The organism is Streptomyces torulosus (assembly GCF_001419765.1).
GTDB classification, from domain to species: domain Bacteria; phylum Actinomycetota; class Actinomycetes; order Streptomycetales; family Streptomycetaceae; genus Streptomyces; species Streptomyces torulosus.
Genome location: NZ_LIRK01000226.1, coordinates 1 through 17,191 on the forward strand (window position 1 = coordinate 1; position 17,191 = coordinate 17,191).

Sequence of the window (17,191 nt, forward strand, 5' to 3'; positions counted from 1 at the left end):
TTGATTTTTGGCACGCTGTTGAGTTCTCAAGGAACGGACGCTTCCTTTGTACTCACCCGAGTATCTTCTCGGGCTTTCCTCCGGGCGCTTCCCTTCGGTCTTGCGTTTCCGACTCTATCAGATCGTTTTCCGATCCGATTTCCTCGGTGCTTTCCAGGTTCTCGCTTTCGCGTTTCCCTTTCCGGCGGTTCCGACTCTATCAGAAGCTCTGAGTCGGAATTTCCGCCCGGTCCGGGTGGCTCCTGACGCACAGTTGCGTCGGGTTCCCCCCTGGGCGGAGCCGTAAACGTACTGGAGCGGGGCGCCCCGATGCAAATCGAGGGGCCCCGCTCCCAGTCAGGCGCTGACGGAGGGTCAGACTTCAACCACCACAGGCAGGATCATCGGCCTGCGTCGGTATGTGTCCGAGACCCACTTGCCCAGGGTGCGTCGGACGAGTTGCTGCAGCTGGTGGGGCTCGACGACCCCGTCCTGCGCCGAACGCTCCAGGACTTCGGTGATCCTCGGGACGACGTCGCCGAAGGCGGAGTCCTCGATACCGGAGCCGCGGGCCTGGATGTGCGGGCCACCGGTGATCTTGCCGGTGGAGGCGTCCACGACCAGGAAGACGGAGATGATGCCCTCGTCACCCAGGATCTTGCGGTCCTTCAGGGCCGGCTCGCCGACATCGCCGACCGAGAGGCCGTCGACGTAGACGTAACCCGCCTGGACCTTGCCGGAGATCCTCGCCTTGCCCTCGACGAGGTCGACGGCGACGCCGTCCTCGGCGATGACGATGCGGTCGTGCGGGACGCCGGTCATGGCGCCCAGCTCGGCGTTGGCGCGCAGATGGCGCCATTCGCCGTGGACCGGCATCAGGTTCTTCGGGCGGCAGATGTTGTAGAAGTACAGCAGCTCGCCGGCCGAGGCGTGTCCGGAGACATGGACCTTGGCGTTGCCCTTGTGGATGACGTTGGCGCCCCAGCGGGTCAGGCCGTTGATGACGCGGTAGACCGCGTTCTCGTTGCCGGGGATCAGCGACGAGGCCAGGATCACCGTGTCGCCCTGGACGATGCGGATCTGGTGGTCCCGGTTGGCCATGCGGGACAGGGCCGCCATCGGCTCGCCCTGGGAGCCCGTGCAGACGAGGACGACCTCGTGGTCGGGCAGGTCGTCGAGTGTCTTCACGTCCACGACCAGGCCCGGCGGGACCCTCAGATAGCCCAGGTCCCGGGCGATGCCCATGTTGCGGACCATCGAGCGGCCGACGAAGGCGACCCGACGGCCGTACTCGTGGGCCGCGTCCAGGATCTGCTGGATGCGGTGGACGTGGCTGGCGAAGCTGGCCACGATGATGCGCTTCTGGGCGCCCGCGAAGACCTGGCGCAGGACATTCGAAATGTCCCGCTCGTGCGGGGTGAAGCCCGGGACCTCGGCGTTGGTCGAGTCGGAGAGGAGGAGGTCGATGCCCTCCTCGCTCAGCCGGGCGAACGCGTGGAGATCGGTCAGACGGTTGTCCAGCGGAAGCTGGTCCATCTTGAAGTCGCCGGTGTGGACGACCATGCCCGCCGGCGTGCGGATCGCCACGGCCAGGGCGTCGGGGATGGAGTGGTTGACCGCGACGAACTCACAGTCGAAGGGACCGATGCGTTCGCGGTTCCCCTCCGCCACCTCGAGGGTGTACGGGCGGATGCGGTGCTCCTGGAGCTTGGCCTCGATGAGGGCGAGGGTCAGCTTGGAGCCGATCAGCGGGATGTCGGGCTTCTCGCGCAGCAGATACGGGACACCACCGATGTGGTCCTCGTGGCCGTGCGTGAGGACGATGCCCTCGATGTCGTCGAGGCGGTCCCGGATGGACGAGAAGTCCGGCAGGATCAGGTCGATTCCGGGCTGCTCCTCCTCGGGGAAAAGCACTCCGCAGTCGACGATCAGCAGTCGGCCGCCGTACTCGAAGACGGTCATGTTCCGGCCGATCTCGCCAAGGCCGCCGAGCGGGGTGACCCGCAGGCCACCTTCGGGCAGGGGCGGGGGCGAGCCCAGTTCAGGATGCGGATGACTCAAAAGACTCTCCTCACCACGCGCGCCACGTGCCTCAGTGGCACGTGGCGCGCGTGACGTTCGTGCATAAGCAGTTGTGTATGGGGATGCAGGCACTCGCGTCCTGCGTATTCAGTTGTGAAGTCGGGTGCCGCACTGTGCGATGCCAGGTCGCGCCGCGCGAAGTCTGCTGTTAGAGCTGTACCCCGCCGGCAGCAAGATCGATCTTGAGCTGGGCGGTCTCCTCGGGCGAGAGCTCGACCATGGGGGCGCGCAGCGGTCCGGCGGGCAGTCCCTGGAGGGCGAGCGCCGCCTTGGTGGTCATCACGCCCTGGGTGCGGAACATGCCCGTGAAGACCGGGAGCAGCTTCTGGTGGATCTCGGTGGCCTTCTGGACGTCGCCGGAGGCGTACGCCTCGACGAGGCTGCGCAGCTCCGGGGTGACGACGTGGCCCACGACGGAGACGAAGCCGACCGCGCCCACGGAGAGCAGCGGCAGGTTCAGCATGTCGTCGCCGGAGTACCAGGCGAGGCCGGAGCGGGCGATGGCCCAGCTGGCGCGGCCGAGGTCGCCCTTGGCGTCCTTGTTGGCGACGATCCGCGGATGCTCGGCGAGGCGGACGATCGTCTCGGTGTCGATGGGGACGCCGCTGCGGCCCGGGATGTCGTAGAGCATGACCGGGAGGTCGGCGGCGTCCGCGATGGCCCTGAAGTGGCGGTACAGGCCCTCCTGCGGGGGCTTGTTGTAGTACGGCGTGACGACGAGGAGGCCGTGCGCGCCGATCCGCTCGGCGGCGCGGGCCAGCTCGATGCTGTGGTGGGTGTCGTTCGTGCCGACGCCGGCGAGGATGTGGGCGCGATCGCCCACGGCCTCCAGGACGGCTCGTACCAGGTCCGATTTCTCCGCGTCGCTGGTGGTGGGGGACTCACCGGTGGTCCCGTTGATCACCAGGCCGTCGTTGCCTGCGTCCACCAGGTGGGTGGCGAGCCGCTGCGCGCCGTCGAGGTCGAGTGCGCCGTCCGCCGTGAAGGGCGTGACCATGGCGGTGAGGACCCGCCCGAAGGGGGTCTGCGGAGTCGAGGTCGGAGCCATGGGTAACACGCTACTCGTTGCTCAGGGCGCGGTCTGCCCTCGGGGGCCGGGAAAAGTCAGGACAAATGCGGAGCCCGGCACTGCCTGCTCGGGGGTTCAAGCAGTGCCGGGTCCGTTTGATCAGGCTAGATGAACTTCGCGAAATGCCGCAATACGGACACTTCACTCGGCTGACCCGTACATCTGTGCCTGGCCGAAACGCATCTGTTCATCGACGTGTCCGCGCCTCAGGGGGCGACCCGGCCGTTGGCGTTGAAGGCGGCATAGGTCAGCGGCATGAGCTCGGCCCACGCGGCCTCCATCTTCTCGCCGACCATCTCGATCTCCCGCTGCGGGAAGGACGGCACCTTCGCCAGCTCGTGCTGGGTGCGCAGGCCGAGGAAGTGCATCAGCGAGCGCGCGTTGCACGTGGCGTACATCGAGGAGTACAGGCCGACCGGGAGGACCGTACGGGCGACCTCGCGGGCGACGCCGGCGCCGAGCATCTCCTGGTACGCCTCGTAGGCGTGGACGTACGCGTCCTCCGTGATCCGGCCGACCAGCTCCTGCTGGGCCTGGGTGCCCTCGACGAAGACGTACTTGCCGGGGCGTCCCTCCTGGACGAGCTTGCGGGACTCGTCGGGGACGTAGAAGACGGGCTGGAGCTCCCTGTAGCGGCCGCTCTCCTCGTTGTAGCTCCAGCCCACGCGGTGGCGCATGAACTCGCGGAAGACGAAGATCGGGGCGCTGATGAAGAAGGTCATCGAGTTGTGCTCGAAGGGGCTGCCGTGCCGGTCCCGCATGAGGTAGTTGATGAGGCCCTTGGAGCGCTCCGGGTCCTTCTTCAGCTCGTCCAGCGACTGCTCGCCGGCGGTGGAGACGCGGGCGGCCCACAGGACGTCGGAGTCGGACGCGCTGTGCTTGACCAGCTCGACGGTGACATCGCTGCGGAAGCTGGGCTTGAGATCGTCGGCGGGGGTGTCGGTCACGGCTCGAAAGGTCCTTCCCATTGCTGCTCTCGGGCGGCGCCCACTCTACGGGCCGCCACCGACAAGGGGGCGGATGGCCTGAGTTGTACCGCCTTGTGCCCCCATCGGCCTCCCGAGAGTGGTGGGCCCGGGTCCGGCTCGGTAGCCTCACCCGGCACAACCTGTGCGTGCATTGAGTGAGGATCAGCCGTGCCCCTGCCCTTCCTGACCGCCGATCGCGCCTTCGACCAGGCGGTGGACGAGGCGCTGCCGTTCGACGACCGCGACCGCTGGCGGCGGCCCTACCGTCCCGGCCCGTGGCGGGTCGGCGCGGCCGCGCTCCTGCTGCTGCTCGCGTCATACGTGCTGGTCGCGGCGGTCATCATCGCGGCGGCCGAGACGCCGCAGGCGGGCGCGCTGTGCTTCGGGGCGGCGCTGCTGATCATCGCCTGCACCCTGCGGCTGCTACGGGTCGGCATCTGGGTGAGTGCGCGGGGCGTGCGTCAGGTGAGCTTCTTCCGGACGCGTACGGCGTCCTGGGAGCCGAGCGTGTCGGTGCGCACGGTGCAGCAGCCGGTGCGGTGGCTCGGGCTGCCGCGGTCCGTGCAGGGGCAGGCGCTGCTCCTGGTGCGCAGGGACCGGGTCCAGGAGTATGTGACGCCGCTGATGACCAGCCACAACGCCGACTTCCTGGCGCGTACGGAGGCCTTCGACCGGGCGGCCGACACGATCGGGGCATGGGCGGCGACGTACGGACGCGCCGCGTAGTCGACCGAACGGGTGAGGGGCCGGTCCGCGTGTGCGGGCCGGCCCCTCACCCGTCGGTGGGATGTCAGGCGGTCGGGATCGGCTTGCCGTCGTGGAGGGCGATGGCGCGCTGCATCGCCTTGCGGGCGCGCGGGGTGTCGCGGGCGTCGTGGTAGGCGACGGCGAGGCGGAACCAGGTGCGCCAGTCGTCGGGGGCGTCCTCGGTCTCCGCCTTGCGCCGCGCGAAGACCTCGTCGGCCGAGGCGCGGTCGATGCGGCCGCTCGGGGTGCGCTTCAACTCGTCGACGGGCAGGCCGCCTTCGGCGTCGAGTTCGGCGGCGAGCTGGTTGGCCCTACGGACGAACTGGGTGTTCTTCCACAGGAACCAGATGCCGATCGCGGGCAGGACGAGGACGGCGACGCCGAAGGCGATCGTGATCGGCGTGCCGGTCTCGATGAGCATGACCCCGCGGCTGCCGACCAGGACGAAGTAGACGACCAGGACGGCTGCCGTGACGGCGTAGGTGATCTTCGCGCGCATGGTGGGTGCCGGCCGATCAGCCCAGGTCGAGGAAGTGTTCGAGGCCGAAGGTGAGGCCCGGGGTCTGCACCACGCGGCGGGCGCCGAGCAGGATGCCGGGCATGAAGCTGCTGTGGTGCAGGGAGTCATGACGGACCGTCAGGGTCTCGCCCTCGCCGCCGAGCAGCACCTCCTGGTGGGCGAGGAGGCCCCGCAGGCGTACGGCGTGGACGGGGACGCCGTCGACGTCGGCGCCCCGCGCGCCGTCCAGGCCCGTGGCGGTGGCGTCCGGTGCCGGGGCGGTGCCGGCGGCGCGGCGGGCCTCGGCGATGAGCTGGGCGGTGCGGGTGGCGGTGCCGCTGGGGGCGTCGACCTTGTTCGGGTGGTGCAGCTCGACGACCTCGACGGACTCGAAGTAGGGCGCGGCGATCTGCGCGAACTTCATGGTGAGGACGGCCCCGATGGAGAAGTTGGGCGCGATGAGCACGCCGGTCTCCGGGGAGCCGTCCAGCCAGCCCTTCAGCCGCGCGAGACGCTCGTCCGTCCAGCCCGTGGTGCCGACGACCGCGTGGATGCCGTGGCGGACGCAGAAGTCGAGGTTGTCCATGACCGAGGCGGGCGTGGTCAGTTCCACGGCGACCTGGGCGCCCTGCTCGGTGAGGGTCTCCAGCTTGTCGCCCCGGCTCAGGGCGGCGACCAGTTCCATGTCCTCGGCGGCCTCGACGGCCTTGACCGCCTCGGAGCCGATACGGCCCTGGGCACCGAGGACCGCCACGCGCAGCTTGCTCATCTGTCTTGCTTCCTTCTGGGCCTTGTGGGAGGGGTCAGGCGACGGTGTCGTGGAGTCGGGACGCCTGTTTGTCCTTGAGCGGGCCGATCACCGACAGGGAGGGGCGCTGCCCCAGGACGTCGCGGGCCACGGCGCGGACCTCGTCCGGTGTCACCATGGCGATCCGGGTCAGCATCTCGTCGACGGACATCTGCTCGCCCCAGCACAGCTCGCTCTTGCCGATGCGGTTCATGAGGGCGCCGGTGTCCTCCAGGCCGAGGACGGTGGAGCCCTTCAGCTGGCCGATGGCCCGCTCGATCTCGTCGTCGGGCAGTCCGTGCTCGGCGACCTGGTCCAGTTCGTCGCGGCAGATCTTGAGCACGTCGTGGACCTGGGAGGGGCGGCAGCCGGCGTAGACGCCGAAGAGGCCGCAGTCGGCGAAGCCGGACGTGTACGAGTACACGCTGTAGGCGAGGCCGCGCTTCTCCCGGACCTCCTGGAAGAGGCGGGAGGACATGCCGCCGCCGAGCGCGGTGTTGAGGACCCCGAGGGCCCAGCGGCGCTCGTCGGTGCGGGCCAGGCCGGGCATGCCGAGGACGACATGGGCCTGCTCGGTCTTGCGGCCGATCAGCTCGACGCGGCCGGCCGTGCGGAGGCTGCGCCGACCCTCGCGCGGGGCGATCGGGGTGGCGTCGGCGCGGCTGAGGGCGCCCGCCTTCTCGAAGGCCGCGCGGACCTGTCGTACGACCTTGTTGTGGTCGACGTTGCCGGCGCAGGCGACCACGAGGTGGGTGGGGTCGTAGTGCTTCTTGTAGAAGCGGCGGATGCGGTCGGCGGTGAGGGCGTTGACCGTGTCGACCGTGCCGAGGACGGGGCGGCCGAGGGGGGTGTCGCCGAACATGGTGTGCGCGAACAGGTCGTGCACGCAGTCGCCCGGGTCGTCCTCGGTCATCGCGATCTCTTCGAGGATGGCGCCGCGTTCGACGTCGACGTCCTCCTCGCGGATCAGCGAGCCGGTGAGCATGTCGCAGACGACGTCGATGGCGAGGGGAAGGTCGGAGTCGAGCACGCGCGCGTAGTAGCACGTGTACTCCTTCGCGGTGAACGCGTTCATCTCGCCGCCGACCGCGTCGATCGCGGACGATATGTCGAGCGCGCTGCGCCGGGTCGTGCCCTTGAAGAGCAGGTGCTCCAGGTAGTGCGTGGCGCCGTTCAGAGCGGGCGTCTCGTCGCGGGAGCCGACGTGGGCCCAGATGCCGAAGGTCGCGGACCGCACCGACGGCAGGGTCTCGGTGACGATGCGCAGGCCGCCCGGGAGGGTGGTCCTGCGGACCGTGCCGATGCCGCCGGCGCCCTTGATCAGGGTTTGGGTACGGGCGACGGCCCGCGCCTCCGTGGAGGTGCGGGCCGTCGCCTTGGAGCTACGCGACGTCACTTGTCGGCGTCGTCCTTCTTCTCGTCCGAGCCCTCTTCGCCCTCGATCACGGGGATGAGGGAGAGCTTGCCGCGGGAGTCGATCTCGGCGATCTCGACCTGGACCTTGGCGCCCACGCCGAGCACGTCCTCGACGTTCTCCACGCGCTTGCCGCCGGCGAGCTTGCGGATCTGCGAGATGTGCAGCAGACCGTCCTTGCCCGGGAGCAGCGACACGAACGCGCCGAAGGTCGTCGTCTTCACGACGGTGCCCAGGTAGCGCTCGCCGACCTCCGGCATGGTCGGGTTGGCGATGCCGTTGATCGTGGCGCGGGCGGCCTCGGCGGCCGGGCCGTCGGCGGCACCGATGTAGATGGTGCCGTCGTCCTCGATCGTGATCTCGGCGCCGGTGTCCTCCTGGATCTGGTTGATCATCTTGCCCTTGGGGCCGATGACCTCGCCGATCTTGTCCACGGGGATCTTGACGGTGATGATCCGCGGGGCGTTGGGGGACATCTCGTCCGGCGTGTCGATCGCTTCCATCATCACGTCGAGGATGTGGAGGCGGGCGTCACGGGCCTGCTTGAGGGCGGCGGCCAGGACGGAGGCCGGGATGCCGTCCAGCTTGGTGTCGAGCTGGAGGGCGGTGACGAACTCCTTGGTGCCGGCGACCTTGAAGTCCATGTCGCCGAAGGCGTCCTCCGCACCGAGGATGTCGGTGAGGGTGACGTAGTGCGTCTCGCCGTCGATCTCCTGGGAGATCAGGCCCATGGCGATACCGGCGACGGGGGCCTTCAGCGGCACACCGGCGTTCAGCAGCGACATGGTGGAGGCGCAGACCGAACCCATGGAGGTCGAGCCGTTCGAGCTGAGCGCCTCGGAGACCTGGCGGATCGCGTAGGGGAACTCCTCGCGCGTCGGCAGGACCGGGACGAGGGCGCGCTCGGCGAGGGCGCCGTGGCCGATCTCGCGGCGCTTCGGGGAGCCGACGCGGCCCGTCTCGCCGGTGGAGTACGGCGGGAAGTTGTAGTTGTGCATGTAGCGCTTGCGCGTCACCGGCGACAGGGTGTCGAGCTGCTGCTCCATGCGGAGCATGTTGAGGGTGGTGACGCCCAGGATCTGGGTCTCGCCACGCTCGAACACGGCGGAGCCGTGCACACGCGGGATGGCCTCGACCTCGGCGGCGAGCGTACGGATGTCCGTGACGCCACGGCCGTCGATGCGCTTCTTCTCCTTGATGACGCGCTCACGGACCAGGGACTTGGTCAGCGAGCGGTACGCGGCGGAGATCTCCTTCTCGCGGCCCTCGAACTGCGGGAGCAGCTTCTCGGCGGCGAGCGCCTTGACGCGGTCCAGCTCGCTCTCGCGCTCCTGCTTGCCGGCGATGGTGAGCGCCTGGGCGAGCTCGTCCTTGACGGCGGCCGTGAGGGCCTCCAGGACGTCGTCCTGGTAGTCGAGGAAGATCGGGAACTCGCCGGTGGGCTTGGCGGCCTTCGACGCGAGGTCGGACTGGGCCTTGCAGAGGACCTTGATGAAGGGCTTCGCGGCGTCCAGACCGGCGGCGACGACCTCCTCGGTCGGCGCCTCGGCGCCGCCCTTGACCAGCTGGATGGTCTTCTCGGTGGCCTCGGCCTCGACCATCATGATCGCGACGTCGCCGTCCTCCAGGGTGCGGCCCGCGACGACCATGTCGAAGACGGCGTCCTCGAGCTCGGAGTGCGTCGGGAAGGCCACCCACTGGCCGTTGATCAGCGCGACGCGGACGCCGCCGATCGGGCCGGAGAAGGGCAGACCGGCCAGCTGCGTGGACGCCGAGGCGGCGTTGATCGCCACGACGTCGTACAGGTGGTCGGGGTTCAGCGCCATGATCGTGGCGACGACCTGGATCTCGTTGCGCAGGCCCTTCTTGAAGGACGGGCGCAGCGGGCGGTCGATGAGGCGGCAGGTGAGGATGGCGTCCTCGGAGGGACGGCCCTCACGGCGGAAGAAGCTGCCGGGGATCTTGCCGGCGGCGTACATCCGCTCCTCGACGTCCACCGTGAGGGGGAAGAAGTCGAGCTGGTCCTTGGGGTTCTTGGAGGCGGTGGTGGCCGACAGCACCATGGTGTCGTCGTCCAGGTACGCCACGGCGGAGCCGGCGGCCTGCTTGGCCAGGCGGCCCGTCTCGAAGCGGATGGTGCGGGTGCCGAAGGAACCGTTGTCGATGACGGCCTCGGCGTAGTGGGTCTCGTTCTCCACTAGCGATCTCTCCGTTACGTTGTCGTCTTTTGTCCCGCGCTGTCCGTGTGACAGGGGGACGGTGGCGGAGAAGCGCTCCGTGCGGTGCGGGCCGGTCTTCGATCGAAGCACCCGGGGTTCGCTGCCCCGGGGGCCACTACCGAGGACCGGCGGCGGCGTGGTGCGCTTCTCCTCGTTCGGTCGCGTGCGGTCACCCGTCCCGGGTGTCCTCACGCTGTGTCGTCCATATGGCGTTGTGCTACCACACTACAAAGGGGCGGTGACACTCCGCACGTTTCCGTACGTACGGCAAGGTCCGTACGTACGGCAAAGGGAGCGGCCCCCGATCGTTTCGGGAACCGCTCCCTTCACGGCGTCCTACTTGGCGCCGGCCGCACCGCGGCGGATGCCGAGGCGGTCGACCAGCGTACGGAAGCGCTGGATGTCCTTCTTGGCCAGGTACTGCAGCAGACGGCGGCGCTGACCGACCAGGATCAGCAGACCACGACGGGAGTGGTGGTCGTGCTTGTGGGTCTTGAGGTGCTCGGTCAGGTCCGAGATACGGCGCGAGAGCATCGCGACCTGGACCTCGGGGGAGCCGGTGTCGCCCTCCTTGGTACCGAACTCGGCGATGATCTGCTTCTTCGTAGCGGCGTCGAGCGACACGCGATACTCCTTCTGAGTCTCTTCGATGCCACCGAGCGCCCCTGGTCTTCGTCTCAGGGGGACTTCTGTGACTCGGGTGGCGGGATCCGTCGGCGCTGCCTCGCGGGGTCCCTGGAGGGAGTCCGCGGGGTGCGTACACAGACGGCCGTCACACAGCGTACCAGCACGCCAGGACGGTCCTGCCCGGGGCCCGGTCGATGCGGGGTGCGCGGTCAGCCGGTCATGGCGCGGGCGGCGGTGTAGACGTCGAAGACGGCCAGGGCCAGCGGGATCAGGGTCAGCAGGACGAAGCCCTCGAAGATCTCCAGGAAGCGGCCCCAGAAGGGGGTGAGGCCGCCGCGGGGGACGATCAGGCCGATCGCGGTGATCAGCGCGGCCAGCGCGGCGATGGCGACGACGAGCCAGACGGTGCGGATCTCCAGGGCCGTGCGATCGCCGGTGAGGGCCTCACGGATCACCGAGTGCGGAGGGTCGAGGGCCAGCCCGAGGCCCAGCAGGACGAGGGAGCCGAGGCCCGCGGCGAGGCAGGCGCCGACCTGGGCGGTGTAGCGGAAGAGCTGGGCCCGCATCAGGAGGGCGGCGGCCGTCGCGAACGCGAGCAGCTGCGCCCAGACGTCGCCGGAGAAGCCGAGGACGGCGGCGGAGGCGACGGCGAGCAGGGCGCAGCCGCCGACGAGGCCGACCAGCAGTTCGTGGCCGCGTCGGGCCTGGGCCTCGATCCGGGCCAGGTCGACCGGCTCCTGGGGGGCGGGGTCGGCGCCGTACGCGGCGCGGCCGGTGCTCGGGGGTTCGTAGCCGATGGGGAGGCGGGCGAACCGCATGGACATGCCGGGCAGGAAGGCCAGGGTCATGACGGCGAGGGGGGCGCACAGGGCGGCGATCTCGGTGGGCGTCCAGCTCAGCAGGATCGCGACGAACACCGTGACCATGGCGACGGCGGAGGCGAACACGCAGGCGACGAACGGGCCGTCGCCGCGCGGGGAGCAGACGGTCAGGACGACGGAGGCCACCAGCACGGCCGCGCAGCCGAGCAGGAACTGGAGTTTGCCGACGCCTTGGCCGTCCGTGAGCGGGAGGAGCCCGGAACCGCCGACGCCCGCGTTCACCAGGGCGCCGATCCCGAGGGCGACGGCGGAGGCGCGGTCGTCGTAGATCCGGGCGCGGACGGCGGCGAGGGCGAGGAGGACGACACCGGCCACGGCCGCGAGGACGCCGATCCGGCTGTGCATGTCGTGCCGGGGGTCGGCGGTCCAGACGACGAAGGCGAGCAGGACGGGCAGGACGCCGCCGCCGACGAGGCCGGCGGCGCGCGTCAGATCGCCGCTCCACAGCCGGTGGTCGCGGGTCACGGCGGAGGCCACCGCTTCGGAGACGTCGTCGAAGACGGCCGGGGGCAGCGAGTCGGCGAAGGGCCGCAGGGTGAGAAGTTCGCCGTCGAGAATGCGCTGAGCGGCGAAGGAGCGGGCGCTGTCGAGGACCGTGCCGTCGCGGCGCACGAGGTGGTAGCCGACCGGGGCGCCCTCGGCGGGGCTCTGCCGGGAGAGCCTGAGGATCTCCGGGCAGAGGTCGGCGACCGGCACGTCGTCCGGCAGCGCCACGTCGATGCGGCTGTCGGGCGCGACGATCGTGACCCGGCAGAAGCCCAGTCCCGTACCGGCCCCGGCCGGGGCTCCCTGGCCGGGCGCGCCCGCTCCGGCTGCCGTCGCGGAGGCCGTCATGCTCACCTGCTGCTCCCCCTTGGTGTTGGTTCCGCGTCCGCGGTGTGAAGGTCCTGCGCCCCTTCCCCGGGGTCGTCCCACGGGTGGTCCCGCGGGGCGCGAGGGAGGGGTCCGTGCGGTCGGCCGCCGGTGTCCGGGCGGCTCCGCATCGCGCGGATTGCCCTGTTTCGCCGACCGGATTCGCGTGTGCTCACGCGAATCCACCGGCACCCTACCGCCCGTCGGCGGGGGCCCGGGTCAGTAGGATCGCGCGGCGGCCCGCGTCCGCCCGACACAGGGCGGCGGACGGAACTCTCCGGGTCCGGCAAGGGAATTGGTGAGCGGTGAGCCAGATCGTTGTGAAGCGTCCACCGAGGGCGCTGCCGTCCGAGGTGCCGACGAACGAGGTCGTCCTGCAGCCTCCGCCGGAGTTGCCGCGCGGCCAACAGGAGAGCGTGCTGCTGCAGTTGCTGCCCACGCTCGGCATGGGCGGCTCGGTGGTCTTCTTCTTCACGAGCGGCCATCCGTTCATGAAGGTGATGGGCATGGTGATGATCGCGTCGACGATCGCCATGTCCATCGCGATGGTGGTGCGCTACCGCCGCGGTTCCCAGACGCAGTTGGCGGACATCCGCCGCGACTATCTGCTGTACCTGTCGCAGGCCCGGCGCTCCGCCGTCGAGACCGCCGGGAAGCAGCGCGACGCCCAGTACTACCTGCACCCCTCCCCCGACCAGCTGTGGGCGCTGGTCGCCGAGGGCAGCCGGCTGTGGGAACGGCGGCCGGGTGACGAGGACTTCGCGCAGGTCCGCATCGGCCTCGGCCCGCAGGGCCTCGCCACCCCGCTGATCGCCCCGGAGACCGGGCCGGTCGAGCAGTTGGAGCCGCTGGCGGCGGGCGCGATGCAGCGCTTCCTCGCCACCCACGACACCCTCGACGACCTGCCGATGGCGGTGTCGCTGCGCGCCTTCCACCATGTCACCGTGGGCGGCGAGCAGGAGTCCGTACGGGCGTCGGTGCGTGCCCTGACCGGCTCGCTGGCCGCGCTGCACTCGCCGGCGGACCTGATGATCGTGGTGATGGCCGGGCGGGAGGCCCTGCCGCACTGGGAGTGGGCCAAGTGGCTGCCGCACGTGCAGGCGCCCGGTGCCGCGGACGGCGCCGGCAGCCGCCGTCTCATCGGCGGCGATCCCCGCGACCTGGAGGACCTGCTGGCCCAGCGTCTCACCGGCCGCCCCCGCTTCCACCCCGGCGCGGCACCGCTCCCCGAGGAGCCGCACATCGTGGTCGTGCTCGACGGGGTGTCCCTGCCGCCGGACTCCGTCCTCGCCTCCGCCGAGGGCCTCCAGGGCGTGACCGTCGTCGAGGTCGTGCCCGGCGAGCCGGGCGGCGCCCGTGGCGACCTCTCCGTGCTCGTGCACCCCGGGTCGCTGCACCTGGAGTCGGGGCACGGGCTGGTCTACGAGGGGGTGCCCGACGCGCTGTCGTACGCGGCGGCGGAGGCGCTGGCGCGGCAGTTGGCGCCGCTGCGCATGGCGTCGGGCGGGGACGACGACGAACCGCTGCTCGCCAACCTGGAGTTCACGGATCTGCTGGGCCTCGGGGACGCGGCGTCGGTGGACACGAACCGGACCTGGCGGCCGCGTGCGCTCGCCGAGCGGCTGAGAGTGCCGATCGGTGTCGGCGAGGACGGCCGGCCCGTGATGCTCGACCTGAAGGAGGCCGCGCAGGAGGGCATGGGGCCGCACGGTCTGTGTGTGGGCGCCACGGGCTCCGGCAAGTCGGAGCTGCTGCGCACGCTCGTGCTCGGCCTCGCGGTGACGCACTCCTCGGAGACCCTGAACTTCGTCCTCGCCGACTTCAAGGGCGGCGCGACCTTCGCCGGTATGGCCCGGATGCCGCACGTCGCCGCCGTGATCACCAACCTGGCCGACGATCTCACCCTGGTCGACCGCATGGGCGACTCCATCCGGGGCGAGCTCAACCGCCGCCAGGAGATGCTGCGCGACGCGGGCAACTACGCCAACATCCACGACTACGAGAAGGCGCGCGCGGCGGGTGCCCCGCTCCAGCCGATCCCCTCGCTGGTGCTGGTGATCGACGAGTTCAGCGAACTGCTCACCGCGAAGCCCGACTTCATCGAGATGTTCGTGCAGATCGGCCGGATCGGGCGGTCGCTGGGCGTGCATCTGCTGCTCGCGTCGCAGCGCCTGGAGGAGGGGCGACTGCGGGGCCTGGAGACGTACCTGTCGTACCGCGTCGGTCTGCGGACCTTCTCGGCCGCCGAGTCGCGGGCCGCGCTGGGTGTGCCCGACGCCTACGAGCTGCCGAACGTGCCGGGTTCCGGGTTCCTGAAGTTCGGCACGGACGAGATGGTGCGCTTCAAGGCGGCGTACGTGTCCGGGGTGTACCGCTCGGGCGCGGCGGGCTCGGGCGCGGCGGGCGGGCCCCGGCCGGTGGACCGGCAGCCGGTGCTGTTCACCGCGGCGGAGGTGCCGGTGCGGTACGCGGCGGTGCCGCGGCCCCGTACGGAGCCCACGTCCGACGCGGACGACGCGCTCGCCGACACGGTGCTGGACGTGGTCGTGCGCCGGTTGGAGGCGCAGGGCCCGGCGGCCCACCAGGTGTGGCTGCCGCCGCTGGACAGCCCGCCGTCGCTGGACGCGCTGCTGCCCGGGCTGACGGCCGTGGAGGGCCGGGGGCTGACCCAGCCGGGGTACGAGGGCGCGGGCCGGCTGGTCGTCCCCGTCGGCATCGTCGACAAGCCGTTCGAGCAGCGGCGTGATCCGCTGTGGGTGGACTTCTCCGGTGCGGCGGGCCACATGCAGATCATCGGCGGCCCGCAGTCCGGCAAGTCGACGCTGCTGCGCACCCTGATCTCGTCGTTCGCGCTCACGCACACGCCGCACGAGGTGCAGTTCTACGGGCTGGACTTCGGCGGTGGCGGCATGTCGGCGGTGGCCGGGCTGCCGCATGTGGGCGGGGTGGCCTCGCGGCTGGACCCGGAGAAGGTGCGGCGCACGGTCGCCGAGGTGTACGGGGTGATGACGCGCCGGGAGGAGTACTTCCGGGCGCACGGCATCTCGTCGATCGCGGAGTTCCGGGCGCGGCGCGCCCGCGGCGACATCGCGGTCTCGGACCAGCCGTGGGGGGACGTCTTCCTCGTCATCGACGGGTGGGGCTCCTTCCGCACGGACTACGAGGGTCTGGACGCGGTGGTCCTGGACATGGCGGCGCGGGGCCTCGGGTACGGCATCCATCTGGTGCTGGCCGTGTCCCGTTCGATGGAGGTCCGTTCGAATCTCAAGGACCACATCATGAACCGCCTGGAGCTGCGGCTCGGCGACCCGATGGACTCCGAGATCGACCGCAAGGTCGCGGTGAACGTGCCGACGGGGGTGCCGGGGCGGGGTCTGTCGCCGCAGAGGCTGCACTTCATGGCGGCGGTGCCGCGGATCGACGGGCTGACCTCCGACACGGATCTGGCGGACGCCACGACCGCGCTGGCCGGCGAGGTCGCACGGCACTGGGAGGCGCCGGGCGCGCCGGAGGTGCGGTTGTTGCCGCGGCGGGTGCCGGTGGAGCAGTTGCCGCCGGGTGATCGGCTCCCCCGGCAGGGCGTCGCGTTCGGGCTCGACGAGGACAACCTGGAGCCGGTCTTCGTGGACTTCGAGCAGGACCCGTTCTTCCTGGTCTTCGGCGAGAGCGAGTCGGGCAAGTCGAACCTGCTGCGGCTGCTGGTCAAGCAGCTCACCGAGCGCTACTCGGGCGACGACTGCAAGCTGTTCGTGGTCGACAACCGCCGGTCCCTGCTGGATGTCACGCCGGCGTCCCACCTGGCCGAGTACATCCCGATGTCCAACGCCATGGACCACCACATGACGGCCCTCGCGGATCTGATGAAGCGGCGCACGCCCACCGCCGACGTGACCGCGCGGCAGCTGCGGGACCGCAGCTGGTGGCGCGGGCCGACGGTGTACATGGTCATCGACGACTACGACCTGGTGTCCACGTCGAGCGGCAACCCGTTGAGCGGTCTCACCGAGCTGCTGCCGTTCGCCCGTGACGTCGGGGTGCGGTTCATCATCGCCCGTTCCACGGCGGGCGCGGGGCGGGCGTCGTACGAGCCGTTCCTGCAGCGGATGAAGGAACTCGGCGCACAGGGTGTCGTCCTTGCGGGTGATCCCGGCGAGGGTGACCTGCTCGGTGGTGTCCGGCCCCGTCCGATGCCCGCGGGCCGGGGGATCTTCGTGTCGCGGCGCCGCGGCAAGCCGCTGGTCCAGACGGGCCTGGTCCCGGAGGAGACCCTCTGACGGGGGTCTCGGCGGCGTCCTGAGCCGTGCCCGGGTCCGGTAGAACGGCTGGGCGTCCACCGGCGGAACGAGGCGGGTGGCACCAGTCGGGAGGGACTCGGGCGTGGCGTGGGACGAGTGGGAGCAGCTGAAGTCGCGGGCCGCGGAGCGGCAGTCGGCCGGCATGCGGTTGAACCAGCTGGAGCCCGGTGGCGGTGCTCCGGCACCCGAGCGGTACGGGGATCTCAGGGTCGGACAGGCCGACCTGGCGCGCATCGGCAGGAAGGCGTTCGGCCTCTACAACGACCTGTGGGACAAGGGCCGTCGGGCGGTGCCCTCGAGTGAGAGCGCCGCGGGCGCCCTGTCCCGGGGCGGTTTCGCGCTCGGTGGTGGCCTCAGGCAGGTCGCGACCCGCTGGGACGAGCAGATGGCGTCGCTGCGGGAGGCGTGCGCGCACATCTCGAACCACATGACCGTCAGCAAGAAACTGCACGCGGGGGACGACCACTACGTCCATGGGCTGATCAGCGGCATCGACTCACTGGACGCCGGTTTCGACGAACGGGTCGGCGCGCCGGGCAGGCCGAACCCGGTGTACGGGACCGGCGGCGGGAAGGAGGGCCGCTGATGGATCTCGACGCGCTGCGCACCGCCGACTTCGGCCTGCTGGACGACGCCGTCGAGGACTGGTCGACGATGGTCACCGACTTGGCGAAGCTGAAGGAGGACGCCCGGGACGGGCTCAAGGGTGCCGCCGACAAGGCCGACTGGGCGGGCTGCAACGCCACCGTCACCAAGGAGTTCATCGGAAAGA

General features: G+C 70.5%; 13 protein-coding genes. 4 read left to right on the forward strand and 9 right to left on the reverse strand.

Annotation, left to right across the window (positions count from 1 at the left end; genetic code table 11):
- Window positions 1-354 precede the first annotated feature (354 nt).
- The 3 genes from AOK23_RS16300 to thyX form a co-directional block, all read right to left on the reverse strand.
- On the reverse strand, window positions 355-2,040 hold the full coding sequence (locus AOK23_RS16300; RefSeq protein WP_055713436.1) for a ribonuclease J: 1,686 nt from the start codon (window positions 2,038-2,040) through the stop codon (window positions 355-357).
- Window positions 2,041-2,209: 169 nt separating this feature from the next.
- On the reverse strand, window positions 2,210-3,109 hold the full coding sequence (gene dapA, locus AOK23_RS16305; protein ID WP_055713437.1) for a 4-hydroxy-tetrahydrodipicolinate synthase: 900 nt from the start codon (window positions 3,107-3,109) through the stop codon (window positions 2,210-2,212).
- Between the two features lie 227 nt (window positions 3,110-3,336).
- Window positions 3,337-4,077, reverse strand: a complete 741-nt coding sequence (thyX, locus tag AOK23_RS16310) for an FAD-dependent thymidylate synthase (RefSeq protein WP_055713438.1) — start codon at window positions 4,075-4,077, stop codon at window positions 3,337-3,339.
- Between the two features lie 189 nt (window positions 4,078-4,266).
- On the opposite strand from thyX, the gene AOK23_RS16315 reads away from it, so the two are divergent.
- On the forward strand, window positions 4,267-4,824 hold the full coding sequence (locus AOK23_RS16315; protein ID WP_055713439.1) for a hypothetical protein: 558 nt from the start codon (window positions 4,267-4,269) through the stop codon (window positions 4,822-4,824).
- Window positions 4,825-4,888: 64 nt separating this feature from the next.
- Here the strand turns inward: AOK23_RS16315 and AOK23_RS16320 are convergent, their stop codons facing one another.
- From AOK23_RS16320 to eccD, 6 genes are all read right to left on the reverse strand, one after another.
- The gene (locus tag AOK23_RS16320; RefSeq protein ID WP_055713440.1) at window positions 4,889-5,344 is read right to left on the reverse strand and encodes a tetratricopeptide repeat protein; all 456 of its coding nucleotides are present in this window, start codon (window positions 5,342-5,344) and stop codon (window positions 4,889-4,891) included.
- A 16-nt stretch (window positions 5,345-5,360) separates the two neighbouring features.
- Window positions 5,361-6,113 carry a 4-hydroxy-tetrahydrodipicolinate reductase gene (gene dapB, locus AOK23_RS16325; RefSeq protein ID WP_055713441.1) on the reverse strand — a complete coding sequence of 251 codons (753 nt, stop codon included), beginning with the start codon at window positions 6,111-6,113 and terminating at the stop codon, window positions 5,361-5,363.
- A 34-nt stretch (window positions 6,114-6,147) separates the two neighbouring features.
- A complete protein-coding gene (locus AOK23_RS16330; RefSeq protein ID WP_055713442.1) occupies window positions 6,148-7,527 on the reverse strand; it encodes a M16 family metallopeptidase in 1,380 nt (459 codons plus the stop codon).
- Complete coding sequence (locus AOK23_RS16335; protein WP_055519466.1) at window positions 7,524-9,743, reverse strand: polyribonucleotide nucleotidyltransferase; 2,220 nt, start codon at window positions 9,741-9,743, stop codon at window positions 7,524-7,526. Before AOK23_RS16335 ends, AOK23_RS16330 begins: the two co-directional genes overlap by 4 nt.
- A gap of 357 nt (window positions 9,744-10,100) precedes the next feature.
- Window positions 10,101-10,388: a 30S ribosomal protein S15 gene (gene rpsO / locus AOK23_RS16340; protein WP_030583699.1), complete on the reverse strand. Its 288-nt coding sequence runs from the start codon at window positions 10,386-10,388 to the stop codon at window positions 10,101-10,103.
- 212 nt (window positions 10,389-10,600) lie between these two features.
- Entirely contained in the window at window positions 10,601-12,112 is a 1,512-nt protein-coding gene (gene eccD / locus AOK23_RS16345) for a type VII secretion integral membrane protein EccD (RefSeq protein ID WP_206336216.1), read from the reverse strand.
- A gap of 317 nt (window positions 12,113-12,429) precedes the next feature.
- Between eccD and eccCa the strand changes: the two genes are divergently transcribed.
- The 3 genes from eccCa to AOK23_RS16360 all read left to right on the forward strand — a co-directional run.
- A complete protein-coding gene (gene eccCa / locus AOK23_RS16350) occupies window positions 12,430-16,398 on the forward strand; it encodes a type VII secretion protein EccCa (RefSeq protein ID WP_079049514.1) in 3,969 nt (1,322 codons plus the stop codon).
- A gap of 103 nt (window positions 16,399-16,501) precedes the next feature.
- The gene (locus tag AOK23_RS16355; protein ID WP_055713444.1) at window positions 16,502-17,005 is read left to right on the forward strand and encodes a hypothetical protein; all 504 of its coding nucleotides are present in this window, start codon (window positions 16,502-16,504) and stop codon (window positions 17,003-17,005) included.
- A partial coding sequence (locus AOK23_RS16360; RefSeq protein ID WP_157878051.1) for a hypothetical protein occupies window positions 17,005-17,191 on the forward strand: 187 nt, incomplete at its 3' end. The genes AOK23_RS16355 and AOK23_RS16360, both read left to right, overlap by 1 nt.